General features: G+C 57.4%; 14 protein-coding genes and 1 tRNA gene. 4 read left to right on the plus strand and 11 right to left on the minus strand.

Annotated features, from left to right (window positions below; genetic code table 11):
* Nucleotides 1-178: 178 nt before the first annotated feature.
* Nucleotides 179-1,669, plus strand: a complete 1,491-nt coding sequence (locus CJU81_RS13250; RefSeq protein WP_095036996.1) for a DASS family sodium-coupled anion symporter — start codon at nt 179-181, stop codon at nt 1,667-1,669.
* Between the two features lie 93 nt (nt 1,670-1,762).
* Here the strand turns inward: CJU81_RS13250 and CJU81_RS13255 are convergent, their stop codons facing one another.
* The 7 genes from CJU81_RS13255 to CJU81_RS13285 all read right to left on the minus strand — a co-directional run bounded on the left by CJU81_RS13255 (nt 1,763) and on the right by CJU81_RS13285 (nt 8,955).
* Nucleotides 1,763-2,116: a Na+/H+ antiporter subunit G gene (locus CJU81_RS13255; protein ID WP_095036997.1), complete on the minus strand. Its 354-nt coding sequence runs from the start codon at nt 2,114-2,116 to the stop codon at nt 1,763-1,765.
* The gene (locus CJU81_RS13260; protein ID WP_048358261.1) at nt 2,113-2,391 is read right to left on the minus strand and encodes a K+/H+ antiporter subunit F; all 279 of its coding nucleotides are present in this window, start codon (nt 2,389-2,391) and stop codon (nt 2,113-2,115) included. Before CJU81_RS13260 ends, CJU81_RS13255 begins: the two co-directional genes overlap by 4 nt.
* The gene (locus CJU81_RS13265) at nt 2,388-2,876 is read right to left on the minus strand and encodes a Na+/H+ antiporter subunit E (protein ID WP_095036998.1); all 489 of its coding nucleotides are present in this window, start codon (nt 2,874-2,876) and stop codon (nt 2,388-2,390) included. Before CJU81_RS13265 ends, CJU81_RS13260 begins: the two co-directional genes overlap by 4 nt.
* Complete coding sequence (locus CJU81_RS13270) at nt 2,873-4,558, minus strand: monovalent cation/H+ antiporter subunit D (protein WP_095036999.1); 1,686 nt, start codon at nt 4,556-4,558, stop codon at nt 2,873-2,875. Before CJU81_RS13270 ends, CJU81_RS13265 begins: the two co-directional genes overlap by 4 nt.
* Nucleotides 4,555-4,899, minus strand: coding sequence for a Na+/H+ antiporter subunit C (locus CJU81_RS13275; RefSeq protein WP_003446102.1), 345 nt, complete (start codon nt 4,897-4,899; stop codon nt 4,555-4,557). The genes CJU81_RS13270 and CJU81_RS13275 overlap by 4 nt, the downstream gene beginning before the upstream one ends.
* On the minus strand, nt 4,899-7,841 hold the full coding sequence (locus CJU81_RS13280) for a monovalent cation/H+ antiporter subunit A (RefSeq protein ID WP_095037000.1): 2,943 nt from the start codon (nt 7,839-7,841) through the stop codon (nt 4,899-4,901). Before CJU81_RS13280 ends, CJU81_RS13275 begins: the two co-directional genes overlap by 1 nt.
* Nucleotides 7,842-8,019: 178 nt before the next feature.
* Nucleotides 8,020-8,955, minus strand: a complete 936-nt coding sequence (locus tag CJU81_RS13285) for a DMT family transporter (RefSeq protein WP_095037001.1) — start codon at nt 8,953-8,955, stop codon at nt 8,020-8,022.
* Between the two features lie 86 nt (nt 8,956-9,041).
* Here CJU81_RS13285 and CJU81_RS13290 point away from each other — a divergent pair, with 86 nt between their 5' ends.
* Together CJU81_RS13290 and CJU81_RS13295 are read left to right on the plus strand one after the other, a co-directional pair.
* Nucleotides 9,042-9,605: a helix-turn-helix domain-containing protein gene (locus CJU81_RS13290; protein ID WP_095037002.1), complete on the plus strand. Its 564-nt coding sequence runs from the start codon at nt 9,042-9,044 to the stop codon at nt 9,603-9,605.
* Nucleotides 9,606-9,799: 194 nt separating this feature from the next.
* A tRNA-Cys gene (locus CJU81_RS13295) sits at nt 9,800-9,873 on the plus strand.
* Between the two features lie 98 nt (nt 9,874-9,971).
* On the opposite strand, the gene CJU81_RS13300 is transcribed toward CJU81_RS13295, so the two are convergent.
* From CJU81_RS13300 to CJU81_RS13310, 3 genes are read right to left on the minus strand one after another with little or no spacing between them, the layout of a single operon-like run.
* Complete coding sequence (locus tag CJU81_RS13300) at nt 9,972-11,021, minus strand: tyrosine-type recombinase/integrase (RefSeq protein WP_095037003.1); 1,050 nt, start codon at nt 11,019-11,021, stop codon at nt 9,972-9,974.
* Between the two features lies 1 nt (nt 11,022).
* Nucleotides 11,023-11,262 carry a DUF4224 domain-containing protein gene (locus CJU81_RS13305; RefSeq protein ID WP_095037004.1) on the minus strand — a complete coding sequence of 80 codons (240 nt, stop codon included), beginning with the start codon at nt 11,260-11,262 and terminating at the stop codon, nt 11,023-11,025.
* Nucleotides 11,263-11,309: 47 nt separating this feature from the next.
* The gene (locus CJU81_RS13310) at nt 11,310-12,236 is read right to left on the minus strand and encodes a phosphohydrolase (protein ID WP_095037005.1); all 927 of its coding nucleotides are present in this window, start codon (nt 12,234-12,236) and stop codon (nt 11,310-11,312) included.
* 98 nt (nt 12,237-12,334) lie between these two features.
* On the opposite strand from CJU81_RS13310, the gene CJU81_RS13315 reads away from it, so the two are divergent.
* Complete coding sequence (locus CJU81_RS13315; RefSeq protein WP_095037006.1) at nt 12,335-12,577, plus strand: hypothetical protein; 243 nt, start codon at nt 12,335-12,337, stop codon at nt 12,575-12,577.
* A gap of 91 nt (nt 12,578-12,668) precedes the next feature.
* Here CJU81_RS13315 and CJU81_RS13320 read toward each other — a convergent pair whose 3' ends face one another.
* Nucleotides 12,669-13,151 carry a hypothetical protein gene (locus CJU81_RS13320; protein ID WP_176464841.1) on the minus strand — a complete coding sequence of 161 codons (483 nt, stop codon included), beginning with the start codon at nt 13,149-13,151 and terminating at the stop codon, nt 12,669-12,671.
* Between the last annotated feature and the right edge of the window lie 437 nt (nt 13,152-13,588).

Raw genomic sequence — 13,588 nt, forward strand, 5'->3', positions numbered from 1 at the left:
GTTGCTGGATTCAACTCATTACCGTCAGATTGGCGAATATCTGAAATATCCCCCGATCGAGCTCCCTCTCCCTCCGGGAGAGGGCTGGGGTGAGGGTGCTTCTGAGCTGATCAATATCAAAGCCCGTCTCAGGTTCCTGGCCTATGCTCCACGGGTTTTCAAGCTCAAGGAGATGGCCATGAATGCGCCTGCAACCAGCCCCACGCCGGCTACGGCAAAAGCAAAACTCCCCATTGGTCTGGTGATAGCTGTCCTGGTCATGATCGGCATTCTGTTGCTGCCATTGCCTGCTGACCTGCCGGTGGCCGGCCATCGGATGCTGGCGATTCTGGCCTTTGCCGTGGTGGTGTGGATCACTGAAGCGGTGTCGTACGAAGCCAGCGCCATCATGATCACGTCCCTGATGGCGTTCCTGATCGGCATGGCGCCCACCCTGGCAGACCCTTCAAAGCTCTACGGCACCTCTGCCGGAATCACCATGGCCCTGACCGGGTTTTCCAATGCCGCCCTGGCACTGGTGGCGGGCGCTCTGTTTATCGCTGCGGCCATGACCCATACCGGCCTTGACCGGCGCATTGCGCTGGTGACCTTGTCGCGTATCGGCACCAGCACCCGACGCATTTTGCTGGGGGCGATTGCGGTCACCATCCTGCTCAGCCTGGTGGTGCCCAGTGCCACGGCGCGCAGTGCCTGCGTAGTGCCGATCATGATGGGGGTGATCCTGGCCTTTGGTGTGGACAAGCGTTCGAACATCGCAGCCGGGATCATGATAGTCGTGGCGCAGGGCACCAGTATCTGGAACGTCGGCATTCAGACGGCAGCCGCGCAAAACCTGCTGACCGTAGGCTTTATGGACAAGATGCTCGGTGCCCGGGTGAACTGGCTCGACTGGCTGATTGCCGGTGCGCCCTGGGCCATCATCATGTCCGCGGTGTTGTTGTTCGTGGTCCTGAAAATGCTGCCGCCGGAAAGCGACAGCATCCCCGGCGGCAAAGAGGCGGTAGAAAAATCACTGGCCGAACTGGGCCCCATGACCGGACCGCAGAAGCGCCTGATGGGCGTGTCGATCGCCTTGCTGCTGGCCTGGGCCACTGAGGGCAAACTGCACAGTTTTGACACCACCTCGACCACTTATGCCGGGCTGGTGTTTTTGCTGCTGCCGCGCTTTGGCGTGATGACCTGGAAAGATGTGCAGTCACGCATTCCGTGGGGCACGGTGATTGTGTTCGGGGTCGGCATCAGCCTGGGCACGGCCTTGCTGACCACCCAGGCCGGGCAGTGGCTGGGCGGGCAGGTGGTGGCCAATACCGGGCTGGATCAGGTAGGGCCGCTGGGGATCTTTGCGATTCTGGGGGCGTTTTTAATCTTGATTCACCTGGGCTTTGCCAGTGCTACGGCGTTGACCTCGGCGCTGCTGCCGATATTGATCGCGGTGCTGCAAACCTTGCCGGGCGAATTCAACCGCCTGGGCATGACCATGTTGCTGGGTTTTGTGGTCAGCTACGGTTTTATCCTGCCGATCAACGCCCCGCAAAATATGGTGTGCCTGGGCACGCAGACTTTCACTGCCAAACAGTTCGCCAAAGTCGGGTTGGTCGTGACGGCGGTGGGGTACTTGCTGATGCTGCTGTTTGGTGCAACCTACTGGAGCTGGCTGGGCTGGATGTAAGTGTGTGGGAGCGGGCTTGCTCGCGATTGGATCAACGCGGTTCACCTGACGAATCGCGTCGCCTGAATCGCGAGCAAGCCCGCTCCCACAAGGTCAGCTGCCGTTCTCGCTACGCCCGCCACTGCTGACTTCCGCCGGTACATCCTCACCCGCCATGCGTTTGCGGAACAGCGAAGTCCGTGCCAGCAGCAAGGTCGTCACCGGTACGGTAATCGACAGCAGGATCGGCATCAGCCAGGCATGCAGTACCGGGGTCGATTTAAGGGCGGAAAAGTACAGGATCGAGGCCAGGGCCACGCCCCATGCGCCAAGGGTCGAAGCCAGTGCCGGCGGGTGCATGCGCTGGAAAAAATCCTTGAGGCGCAACAACCCGATCGCCCCGCACAGGGCAAACAGGCTGCTGAGCACCAGCAGCACAGCCACCGGTATTTCGATCCAGAGACTCATTCGATCACCTCGCCACGCAGCAGGAATTTGGCCAGCGCAAACGAGCCGACAAAGCCGAACAGGGCAATCAGCAGTGCGCCTTCAAAGTAGGTGTCACTGGCGTATCTGATACCCAGCACCAGCATCATCAACATGGCCAGGATATACAGGTAATCCAGCGCCAGAACCCGGTCCTGGGCCGAGGGGCCCTTGAACAGGCGGATCACGGTCAGAACCATTGCCAGGCTGAAGATAAACAGGCTGAGCAGGATGGCATTGGTGAGCAGGGCACTCATTCAAAGATCTCCATCAACGGGCGCTCGTAGGCGGTTTTGAAATGTTCGATAAACGACGCCTCGTCATCCAGATCAAACACATGCAACAACAGCACGCTGCGGTCCAGCGCCAGTTCCGACCAGATGGTGCCGGGCACCACGGTGGTGATCATCGACAGGGCGGCCAGACCGTTGGCGTCGCGCAAGTCCAGGGGGATCTTGATAAACCGCGAACGTGGCGGATTATTGCCCGCGCGCAGTACACCCCAGGCCACGGCGATGTTGGATGCCACCACATCGCGGCCCACCAGAAAGAACAGCTTGAGAATCACTCCGGGACGGCGAATGCGCACTGGCAGCGGGCGCAGCGGCGCAAACATCAGCGGTGCCAGAATGGCCAGCGCCGCGCCCAGCAGCAGGTTGCCTGCACTCAGGGACAGGTTGAGCAACAACCACAGCGCCCACAGCGCCAGGGACAGCCAGGGGGCAGGGAACAGGCGCTTCATGGTTGCACCTCCTGCGCTGCCGCCCTGGCTTGCGGGCTCGGCACCGGGCGGGTGGCGATCACGGCCATCACGTAACGCTCGGGGTTGTTCAGGGTGTCGGCGGCGGCCTGGGTATAACGCAGTACCGGCTCGGCCTTGAACGTCACCACTACGCACAGCCCCAGCAGCAACACGATGGGCAGGCACTCGATGCGACGCAGTATCGGTGACTCACGTTCAAGGGGCGTCCAGAAGCGCTGGATGCCCATACGCGAAAAGGCAATCAATGACGCCAGCCCCGAGAGAATCAACAAGGCCAGCAGGCTCCAGGCCGCAGTTGAGATTGGCGCATCGCTGGCATTGCCCAGCCCCAACGGGTTGAGCAAGGCGTTGAGCAAACCGAGCTTGCCGATAAACCCGGACAGCGGCGGCATGCCGATAATCAACAGCGCGCAGGCGATAAAACTCAAGCCCAGAAAGGCCATCGTCCAGGGAATGATCTGGCCCACGACTATTTTTTGCTCATCGTCCAGGTTGCTGCCCCGCGGTGGGGGTATCGACTCGCTCAGGCTGGGCTGCGGCTCGGCATCATCTTCAAGCACCAGATCGGCAGAAGAGCGCGAGCGTTCGATCAACTCAGCCAGCAGGAACAGTGCGCTCAGGGCCAGGGTTGAACTGACCAGATAGAACAGTGCGGCGCTGGTCAGGTTGGGCTGGGCGAAACCGACAGCCGATAACAGGATGCCGGCAGACACCAGAATACTCAGGCTGGCCATGCGCTCCAGGCGCTGGGCGGCGAGGATGGCGATGGCGGCGCAGACGATGGTCGCCATGCCGCCGTAGATCAGCCAGTCACCGGCAAAGTACGCCGAGGCACCGGCTTGCCCGGAAAACAGCAGGGTCCACAGGCGCAGCACGGTGTAGATGCCCACCTTGGTCATGATCGCAAACAGCGCCGCCACCGGCGCACTGGCCGATGAATAGGCCGGTACCAGCCAGAAGTTAAGCGGCCACATGCCCGCCTTGGCCAGAAAGGCCACCGCCAGAATGGCCGCGCCGGCGTGCAGCAAGCCGCGATCGGCCTCGGGCACCAAGGGGATTTTCAGCGCCAGATCGGCCATGTTCAAGGTGCCGGTCACCCCGTAGATCAACGCCGCACCGATCAGGAACAGCGATGAAGCCAGCAGGTTGATCGAGATGTAATGTAGCCCCGCCGACACCCGCGCCTTGCCCGAACCATGCAGCATCAAACCGTAGGAGGCGGCCAGCAGCACTTCGAAAAACACGAACAGGTTGAACAGGTCGGCGGTCAAAAAGGCCCCGTACAGGCCCATCAACTGAATCTGGAACAACGCGTGGAAACTGGCCCCGGCACGGTCCCAGCGGGCCATGGCGAACAGCAGGGCGCAACTGGCGATAATGCCGGTCAGCACCAGCATCAAGGCGCTCAGGTGATCGACCACCAGGGCGATCCCGAACGGCACTTGCCAGTTGCTCGGTAGATAGACACCAATCGAAGCCGGGATCGCTTGCTCACGGGTCCACAGCAACAGCATCACCGAAATACCCAGACCGATCAGGGTCGAGATCAGGTTGATGCGCGCTTTCAGCGGACGGTGTTTCTCCCCAAGCAACAACATGCAGGCTGCGGTCAGCAGCGGCAGCAGAATGGGCGCGACAATCAGGTGCGGCATCAAATTCATTCTTTAGGCTCCCGGCCATCAACGTGGTCGGTACCGGTCAGGCCCCGAGAGGCCAGCAAGACCACCAGAAACAGCGCGGTCATGGCGAAACTGATGACGATTGCGGTCAGTACCAGTGCCTGGGGCAGCGGGTCGGTGTAGTTGAGCAAGTCCTGGGGCACGCCGTCCTTGATCACCGGCTCCTTGCCGATAAACAGGCTGCCCATGCTGAAAATAAACAGGTTGACCCCGTAAGACAGCAGACACAGGCCCATGACCACCTGAAAGGTTCGCGGACGCAGAACCAGCCAGGTGCCCGATGCGGCCAATACTCCGATAGCGATGGCAATGACTTCTTCCATCAGGCGGCTCCTTCTTTGGATGCAAGCGGGGGTTGCTGGGCGGGCAGCGGGGCCAGCTGATTGCTCGGGCGATGGGCCCTCACGGACTGGTGAGCCAGTGCCGTGAGGATCAGCAGGGTTGCACCGACCACCACCGCAAACACGCCGATATCGAAGAACAGGGCGCTGGCCACATGAATATCGCCCAACAGCGGCAGGCTGAAGTGGAAGGTATGGGTGGTCAGGAACGGGTAACCCAAGGGGATTGCGCCCAGCCCGGTCAGGGTTGCGCACAGCAGGCCGAAACCCATCCAGCGCAGCGGTCGCAGGCTCATCTGCGCCTCGACCCACTGCGTGCCGGCAACCATATACTGCAGGATAAACGCCACACTCATCACCAGGCCTGCGACGAAACCGCCGCCGGGCTGGTTGTGCCCGCGCATAAACAGGTACATGGACACCACAAAAGCGATCGGCAGCAACAGGCGCACCAGCACCGCCGGCACCATCATAAAGCCCAGTGCGGTATCGCTGGCGCTACGCGGGTTGACCAGGTCGGTCATCACGTCCTTGGCCAGCAGACGCTGCTGGGCAGGCAATTGCATGCTCTCTTTCGAAGGGCGGAAGCGGCGCAGCAGGGCAAACACGGTCAGCGCCACGGCGGCCAGAACAGTGATTTCACCCAGGGTGTCGAAGCCGCGGAAGTCCACCAGCATCACATTCACCACATTGCTGCCGCCGCCTTCAGGCAAGGCCCGGCTGAGGTAGAACGAGGAGATGTCGTTGGGCGTCTGGCGGGTCAGCATCGCGTAGGACAGCAATGCCATGCCACCCCCCACTGCAGTCGACAGCAGCAAGTCGCGCAGACGACGGACCTGGGCCTTGCGCAAGGTGCCCGGCAGGGGTGAGACCTCTTCAATACGCCGTGGCAGCCAGCGCAGACCCAGCAGGATCAGCACCGTGGTCACCACTTCAACCACCAGTTGCGTCAACGCCAGATCGGGCGCCGAAAACCATACGAAGGTCACGCAGGTCATCAGGCCGCACACACTGACCATGGTCAGGGCTGCGAGACGGTGGTACTTGGCTTGCCAGGCAGCGCCCAGGGCACAGGCAATCGCAATCAGCCACAGGGTGATAAACACGATCGAGCCCGGTATTTTCGGGCGGTCGCCCCAGCCCAGCCCGCTGTACAGCATCGGGATCAGCCCGGCGATTACGGCGACCAGAATCAACAAAAACAGCTGGGTTTGCAGGCGCTGGGTGCTGATGCGGCGTTCGATGCGCCGCGCACCGCGCATGATCACCACCAGGCTGCGTTCAAAGAAGCGTTTGCCATTGAAATACTGGATCAGTGGCGGCAGCGGGAAACGATCGAGCTTGAGCTGCTTGCGCAACAGCACATACAGCACAATGCCGCCGGACATGGCGATCAAACTCATGATCATCGGTGCATTCAGGCCGTGCCAGATCGCCAGGCTGTACTCGGGCAGCTCGCCGCCCACCACTGGCTGCGCCGCTGCGGCAAGCAGCGGGCCTACGGTTTGCGCCGGGAAAATCCCCACCGTCAGGCAGGTCAGCACCAGCAGCTCAACCGGTGCGCGCATCCAGCGAGGCGGCTCGTGGGGGGTATGGGGCAAGTTGGTCGCGGGCGGGCCGAAGAACACATCCACCGTGAAGCGCAGGGCATAAGCCACGCTAAACGTACCGGCGATCGTCGCAATCACCGGCAGGGCGATTTCCACCCAGGCCGTTGAATTGATAAACACGGTTTCGGCAAAGAACATCTCTTTGGACAGGAACCCGTTCAGCAGCGGCACGCCTGCCATGGAGGCACTGGCGACCATGGCCAGGGTCGCAGTGTAAGGCATGAGCTTGAACAGGCCGCTGAGCTTGCGGATGTCCCGCGTGCCGGTCTCGTGGTCGATGATCCCGGCCGCCATGAATAGCGACGCCTTGAAAGTGGCGTGGTTGAGAATATGGAACACGGCGGCAACCGCTGCCAGCGGGCTGTTGAGGCCCAGCAGCAGGGTGATCAGGCCCAGATGGCTGATCGTCGAGTAGGCCAGCAAGCCTTTAAGGTCGTTTTGAAACATCGCGCAATAAGCGCCCAGCACCAGGGTGCAGGCCCCGGCACCACTGACAATCCAGAACCACTCTTCACTGCCCGACAGCGAAGGCCACAAGCGGGCGAGCAGAAAGACCCCGGCCTTGACCATGGTTGCCGAGTGCAAGTAAGCCGATACCGGAGTGGGCGCCGCCATGGCGTGGGGCAGCCAGAAATGAAACGGGAACTGCGCGCTTTTGCTCAGAGCGCCGATCAGGATTAGCGGGAGCAGGATTGGATACAGGCTGTGGGCGCGGATCTTGTCGCCCGCAGCCAGCACTGCATCCAGATCATAACTGCCGACGACATGGCCGAGCAGCATGACCCCCGCCAGCAGACACAACCCCCCGGCGCCCGTGACCATCAGCGCCATATAAGCGCCGCGTCGGGCATCCGAGCGGTGGTGCCAATAACCAATCAGCAAGAATGAGAAGAGGCTGGTGAGCTCCCAGAAAAACACGATCTGGATCAGGTTGCCGGACAACACCAGGCCCAACATGGCCCCCATAAACGCCAGGAAAAACGCAAAAAAGCGCGGAACCGGGTCCTCGGGTGACATGTAATAGCGGGCGTACAACGACACCAGCGTGCCGATGCCAAGCACCAGCATCGAGAACAGCCAGGCGAACCCGTCCAGCCGCAGAACAAAATTCAGGCCGAGACTGGGCAGCCACATGAACTCTTCACGAATAACGCCACCATGGGCGATCTGTGGATAGAGCAGGGCTACTTGTACAGTACCGATCAATGCAATCAGACCGGCCAACAGTGATTCACTGTTACGTGCGTTGTGCGGCAAAACAGCCGCCAGACAGCTGCCGATAAAGGGCAGAAGCAGTAGAACTATCAGGGACATAGGCTTCTAATCTGCAGGAGTTTGTAAGCGATCATACGGGGCGGGCTGCAGATCACCAACAGCAAACCTGTGGCTGAATCCTACAAAGGCTGTCTATAACCTGTCTGGTTTACTACAGCTCTATCCCTATATAAGCGCTTCTAAGTAAAAATTCGTACCGGCTCTAAGCCTTGCAGCTTTAATCGCAAGCTTGATCACCTTGCTTGTCCTCAAGCGCTTCGTGCTTTTTACCCTTGGTTTTTAACTCACTCACGATCACCGCTGCAACAATCAATACTGCTCCCAACAGAGCAATAGCGGGCAAACGCTCGCCTGCCAGGCGCCCGGCGATACCTGCCCACACCGGCTCGCCCGCATAAATAAGCGTCGCCCGGGTTGGTGAGACGCTTTTTTGCGCCCAATTCATCGCTACCTGAATCACCGCACTGGCAGCGCCAAGTCCTACAGCACTGGCTAACAATAGCCATGAAAAGCCAGGAAGGGTCTCTTGTGTCGGAACAATCATCAAAAAGGCCAGAACCGATGCCGTACTGAGCTGCACCACGGTCACCCGGCGCACATCCACCTTGCCTGCGTAAGCACTGATCAAAATGATCTCAGCCGCTATGGCAATGGCGCTGATCAGCGTGGCGATCTCGCCCGGGCTGAAATCCAGCGACGCACCGCTTGGGCCGGACAGCAACATCAGACCGGTAAAGGCCAGCATGATCCCCAGGCTCGGCATCAGGCCGGGCCGGCGACCCAGCACCAGCCATTGCAGCAGAGGCACAAAAGGAACATACAGAGCGGTAATAAACGCCGACTGGCTGCTGGGAATGGTTTGCAGGCCGATGGTCTGCAAACCGTAACCGAGCATGATCGAGACCCCGATAAACATCCCGGCCTTGAGCTCGAACAGCGTGATGCCACGCAAACTTCGCAGAGAAAACAGCGCGACCATGGCCGCCGCCGCGGCAAAACGCAGGCCCACAAAAAACATCGGCCCGCTCGCCGTCAAGGCATGTTGCACCAATAGAAAGGTGATGCCCCAGACCATGGTGATCAGGATCAGCACACATTCGGCTTTACTGAAGCGGGAAGTAACTGACAGCAATCCGGGAAGTTTCAATGGCATTGAACCTTGCGTGTTACAGGAATGGAGACGCACAATGCGCCAAAGCTGGGCAGTATACTGCGCAGTCCCACAAGGTGAGCAATATAGTGCCCAAAGAAAATTCACAACGCGCTTCTGTTCTCCAGCACGTCAGCCAGAACGTACGACGCCTCAGGCTGCTCGCGCACCTGAGCCAGAGCGCATTGTCAGAACAGTCCGGGGTAAGCCGGCGAATGCTGGTGGCCATCGAAGCGGGCGAAAAGAACGTCAGCCTGAGCACCCTTGACCGTGTGGCGGAGGCGTTGAATGTAGCCTTTAGCGACTTGATACAGGCCCCGGGTTCAGGGGACCCGAGCCGCATCAACGAAGTGGCCTGGACGGGCACCCGGGTTGGCAGCAAAGCGGTTCTACTGTCCAAGGCCACCGCCACACGGGAAGTAGAACTGTGGGAATGGACCCTGGAGCCGGGCGAGGAATACCACTCCCAGGCGGATGCCGAGGGCTGGAGCGAACAGCTCTATGTATTTGAGGGCAGCCTGACCCTGGTGATGGACGACCGGACGCTGCAGATAGCGGCGGGGGAGTTCCATATGTACGCCAGCAACCGCCCCCATACCTACCGCAACGAAGGTGACGGGATACTGCGCTTTGTGCGCAACGTGGTGATCTGAAAACGGGTGCCTGAGAAATAACTAAAAATTATTAGAATTCAGGGGGTTGCCAGCTTCCAGCTTCTAGTACATAATGCGCGCCATCAGCCCGGGGGCAACTACCTGAAGTGCTGAAGAATCAAATGCTTGTAGCGATATAGTCGCAGTAACAAACTCTTGTTTTTGATGTTTCCACAGAAACTTCAAGCACAATTGGCCGAATAGCAAAATGGTTATGCAGCGGATTGCAAATCCGCCCACGCCGGTTCGATTCCGGCTTCGGCCTCCACATTCGAAAGCCCCGTAGACCTTGGTCTACGGGGTTTTTTATTGGGCGCAGGAAAGTGAAGTGTTCCATTACTTTGGGCATGGTGTTCCATAACTAATTCACTTTGTGGGCTTGGCGATGGCTCCGATACGCCGGTAAACCCGTTCCGTAATCCCTTCTTTTGAGTGCCCAAGAAGCGCGCTCGCCTCCGAAATATCTGCAATTTCCGACGCAGCCTTTGGCCTGATATCGCGAAACTGAAATTGCATGATCCGCTTTGCTTCCTCCTCAGATCCCGATGCTCTTGCCCTGTCAGCGGCAAGCAGGCGGGTGGCGTCCCAACGATTGCGCATCATTTGCCAGGACACCCGCACACCGCTTTTGCTGAGAATGAAATAAGGCGAGGTGTGAGCAGCATTGCGCTGCATGATTTGGTCAAGCAACAGCCCGAGACTGCTGCGGCCGATACTGGTGTTCAAGTGAATGCGCAGGCGCTTGCCCGTCTTGCCTTGGCTTACCAGCAGAAAATCCCCGGCCATGTCGTCGCGGCGCATCGCCAAAACATCTGCCGGGCGTTGCCCTGTCAAATAGGCTAAGTCCATTGCATCCTGAACTTCTTGTGGTGCGCAGCCATAAACGGCTGCCCATACTTCGTCATTGGCGTAATAGTCCCTGGGCTTCTCTTTGTTCTTGCGAACACCAAGGCACGGATTCTCCTGTCGAGTTAATCCCCACTCCCTGGCAATGTTGAATACATGCGAGAGCAAAGCGAGCTCTCTATTGGCTCGAGTCTTGGCAGATCGGGCATCGCGGTATTGGGCGACCATAGACGGCGATATCGCATCAATAGGCGCATCATCAAATACCGCTCTCAGCTGGCGAAGTTCGGCGGCATTGTCTTTTTGCGTCCTTGGGGCTTTCTTGGGAATGATGTCTCTGGCGTATCGATCAAATATGCCTCTCATTACAAGCAGGTCTAAAGGTTTTTCTTTCGACTCCAGTTCGGCCCACTTCATACGGGCCTGGTTAATATCTTTGCCCAGCGGAATGTCATGGCCCGTTGCATCGCGGTAATAGTAAGCCGTCCACACTTTCCCGTTTTTACGCAGGCGCGTGCGCTGATACATCCTTGGCGGCAGGTGTTGGTTTTCAGTTTTGCGAGGGCGCATTTCAACTTACTCGAGAAAAGTCAGGGGTCCAGATAGGGGCTGGTGGTGAGGGTTGGGCTGCTAGCGTTGGCGAAATTATTCCGAGCTTCATACGGGCGAACATCCGGCCAACGAGAGGGCGACCACCGCGACTTTCGATAAAGACCCAGTTGCGAGCCTTGAGCCATTGACGCTGGTAGCCGCGGTGTTTGTAGCCGGTAAGGTCGGCCAGCTCTTCCTCTGAGAGGATTTCAGTTTCCATGCGCGTATCTCCATGCCGCCGCGCTGGGCGGAAGAAGGTTGATGGGATCAGAGAGTCAGTACATGGCCGAATGGCACGCGGAACCTTGAAGCGTTGCGGTGGCCACCGCCTCCGTACTGGTTGGCGATTTCCGAAACATCCATTCCTTCATCAGTGCTGCGCAGGCTGAACACTCGTCCAGTCGGCGTATCCCAATAGCAGGCTGCAAATGGTTCGCCCTGGGCCATTAAGTGGCCAGCATCGCTGGTCAGTGTGTAAGGTAGGGATGCGACAGGTACGTCGAAACCTCCGATCAGCAACCTTCGCTTTGTCACGCCAACCAACTCTGCTACATCCTTGTGATGCTTGCGCTCAATTGCGGCCCCATCGGATACCAGGGTGAGTACATCAGCGGCCATTAGTTGGTCCCATACTTCAAAGTCGTAGGGGTAGCTGAACAGATTGGCTTGGATCTCCCGCGTTCCTTCAAGCTTGAACAGCCAAAGGTCGCGATCTTCGATGTGCCGCAGTAACTGAGGGGGCTCTTGGCCAGGGAAGTAGTGATCCCACGCGAGCATTGCTCCGCTTCGGTTCATATCGAAACAGCAGGCGATCGATGGGCCGTTTTGAGAGTTAGCCATGGCGTGCGCTGTTTTCCAGCCGAGCAGTGGGGTTCCGTCATCGCGACGTTTATCTTCTTCAATGCCTGCGTGGAATAGCTCAAAGCGCCCCAAGTCTTCGGCCGCACTTTTGTGATGGTCGAGCACGATTATGCTTTTCGCTCTCCACGCGAGCTCCGCCAGTACGTCGTACTTGTAGCTGAAGTCGACGAGAACAACGTCTTTTCCAGCTACATCCGGTGGCTCTTGGCCGTAGACACCAGGTACAAACTCGACATTGGCGCCAAGGGCTTTGCGTACAACCCAGGCAGCGCCAAAACCATCAGCGCAGTTGCCGTGATAGATGCATAGGGTCTTCGATTTATTTTCAGACATGACTTCGTCCTTGCCGCTGTAGCGGCTGGCTTTGAATTGGGAAGTTTTGTAGTGAATTATGGAGTAAACTAACGACTTTAATCAAAGGGAGTTGGGATGTGTTTGCGCGAATCGTAGTTGGTGTTTTGATTGGTCTTGCCGCCGGACTATTTCTGAGCGGAAAGTTTTCCCTAGACGGAAAGACTCTACAAATAATCCAAGGATTTATTGCCATCGTAGCCATAGGCTTTATTGCGGCATCGTTTATGTTTGGTGCGGTTTTTGGAGTGATAGCCGTAGCTGAAATAGCTATTGGTTATTTTGTGTTTGTGAAGTTTCTTTCGGGCAGCTCTACAAGGTGAGTCAGTAGCGCTTCAGGAGAGGTAGAGGTACCTATCGTAGCTCTTGGTAGGGCCGTGAAGGCCCTTTAGAAGTGTTCTGTTGGATGCTGCTTTAGTCAACAAGCTCTGGAGCAGGCTTTTCGAAAGCTTTATGTTTTGGCGTTGTGGGTTTGATGTCTTCTTTTTTGGTGTAGGGCGAGATTTTTCCTAGTGCCCAACTGCTACTCCTAGATATCTTCATGGTCACCCATGTTGAATGTGCGAGGAATAATAATCCCACTACAGCTCCAATCTGAATGGTGAGTGTTTCGAGCATTGTTACGCCCTTGTGTGGGGTGGCACCATACAAATAAAGCACCGGTATAATCATTAAGGCCCATGCAGCAAACCACGCTAGTACACCAGATACAAGAGGTCGGAATGCTAACTTGTACAAACTACTTAATGATGCGTTGCGTATAATTTTGTGCTTGGTGGAAATGTCATCCACGCCAGCGATGGTTAGCGGTTTCTTGAAGCCTGGATCATAGAACAATATACGAGCTTTGGTATTCGCTCCAAGACCCATCAGATAATGAAAAATATTGTTATCCATTACTAAGCGCTCGATCTTTCCTCCGTCAACGCGAGCGCTGAACTCGTCCCCATTAAAATCTAGCCTGTCGAGATTGGTTATCGCACAATCTGAATAGAAAAATCTTGGCACCTTGACATCCTGTTCGAGTGAGCTATACGAGATTTTGCGCATGATATCAATTTGATATCCGTATTCCAATTGACGGCCAAAAAATAAGAAAAATGTATAGTGAAGCGTATCCTTACGCTTGTGTGGGTGCGAGCTTGGCGTAATAGTGGTTTCTGTGATTTTTTTGATTTTTTCTCTAGGCTAAATCTTTGAGTAGAAATTGATGATTTGGGTTGTGAGGCTCACCAGCCCTGAAGGCGACACCGTTTATGGCGAGGCAATCGACCGTGATGGCATTCGATATCACTGTAAAAATGCATGCGAGGCTGAGTTCTTCAGTACTGAGT

Source organism: Pseudomonas fragi, from assembly GCF_002269505.1.
GTDB classification, from domain to species: domain Bacteria; phylum Pseudomonadota; class Gammaproteobacteria; order Pseudomonadales; family Pseudomonadaceae; genus Aquipseudomonas; species Aquipseudomonas fragi_D.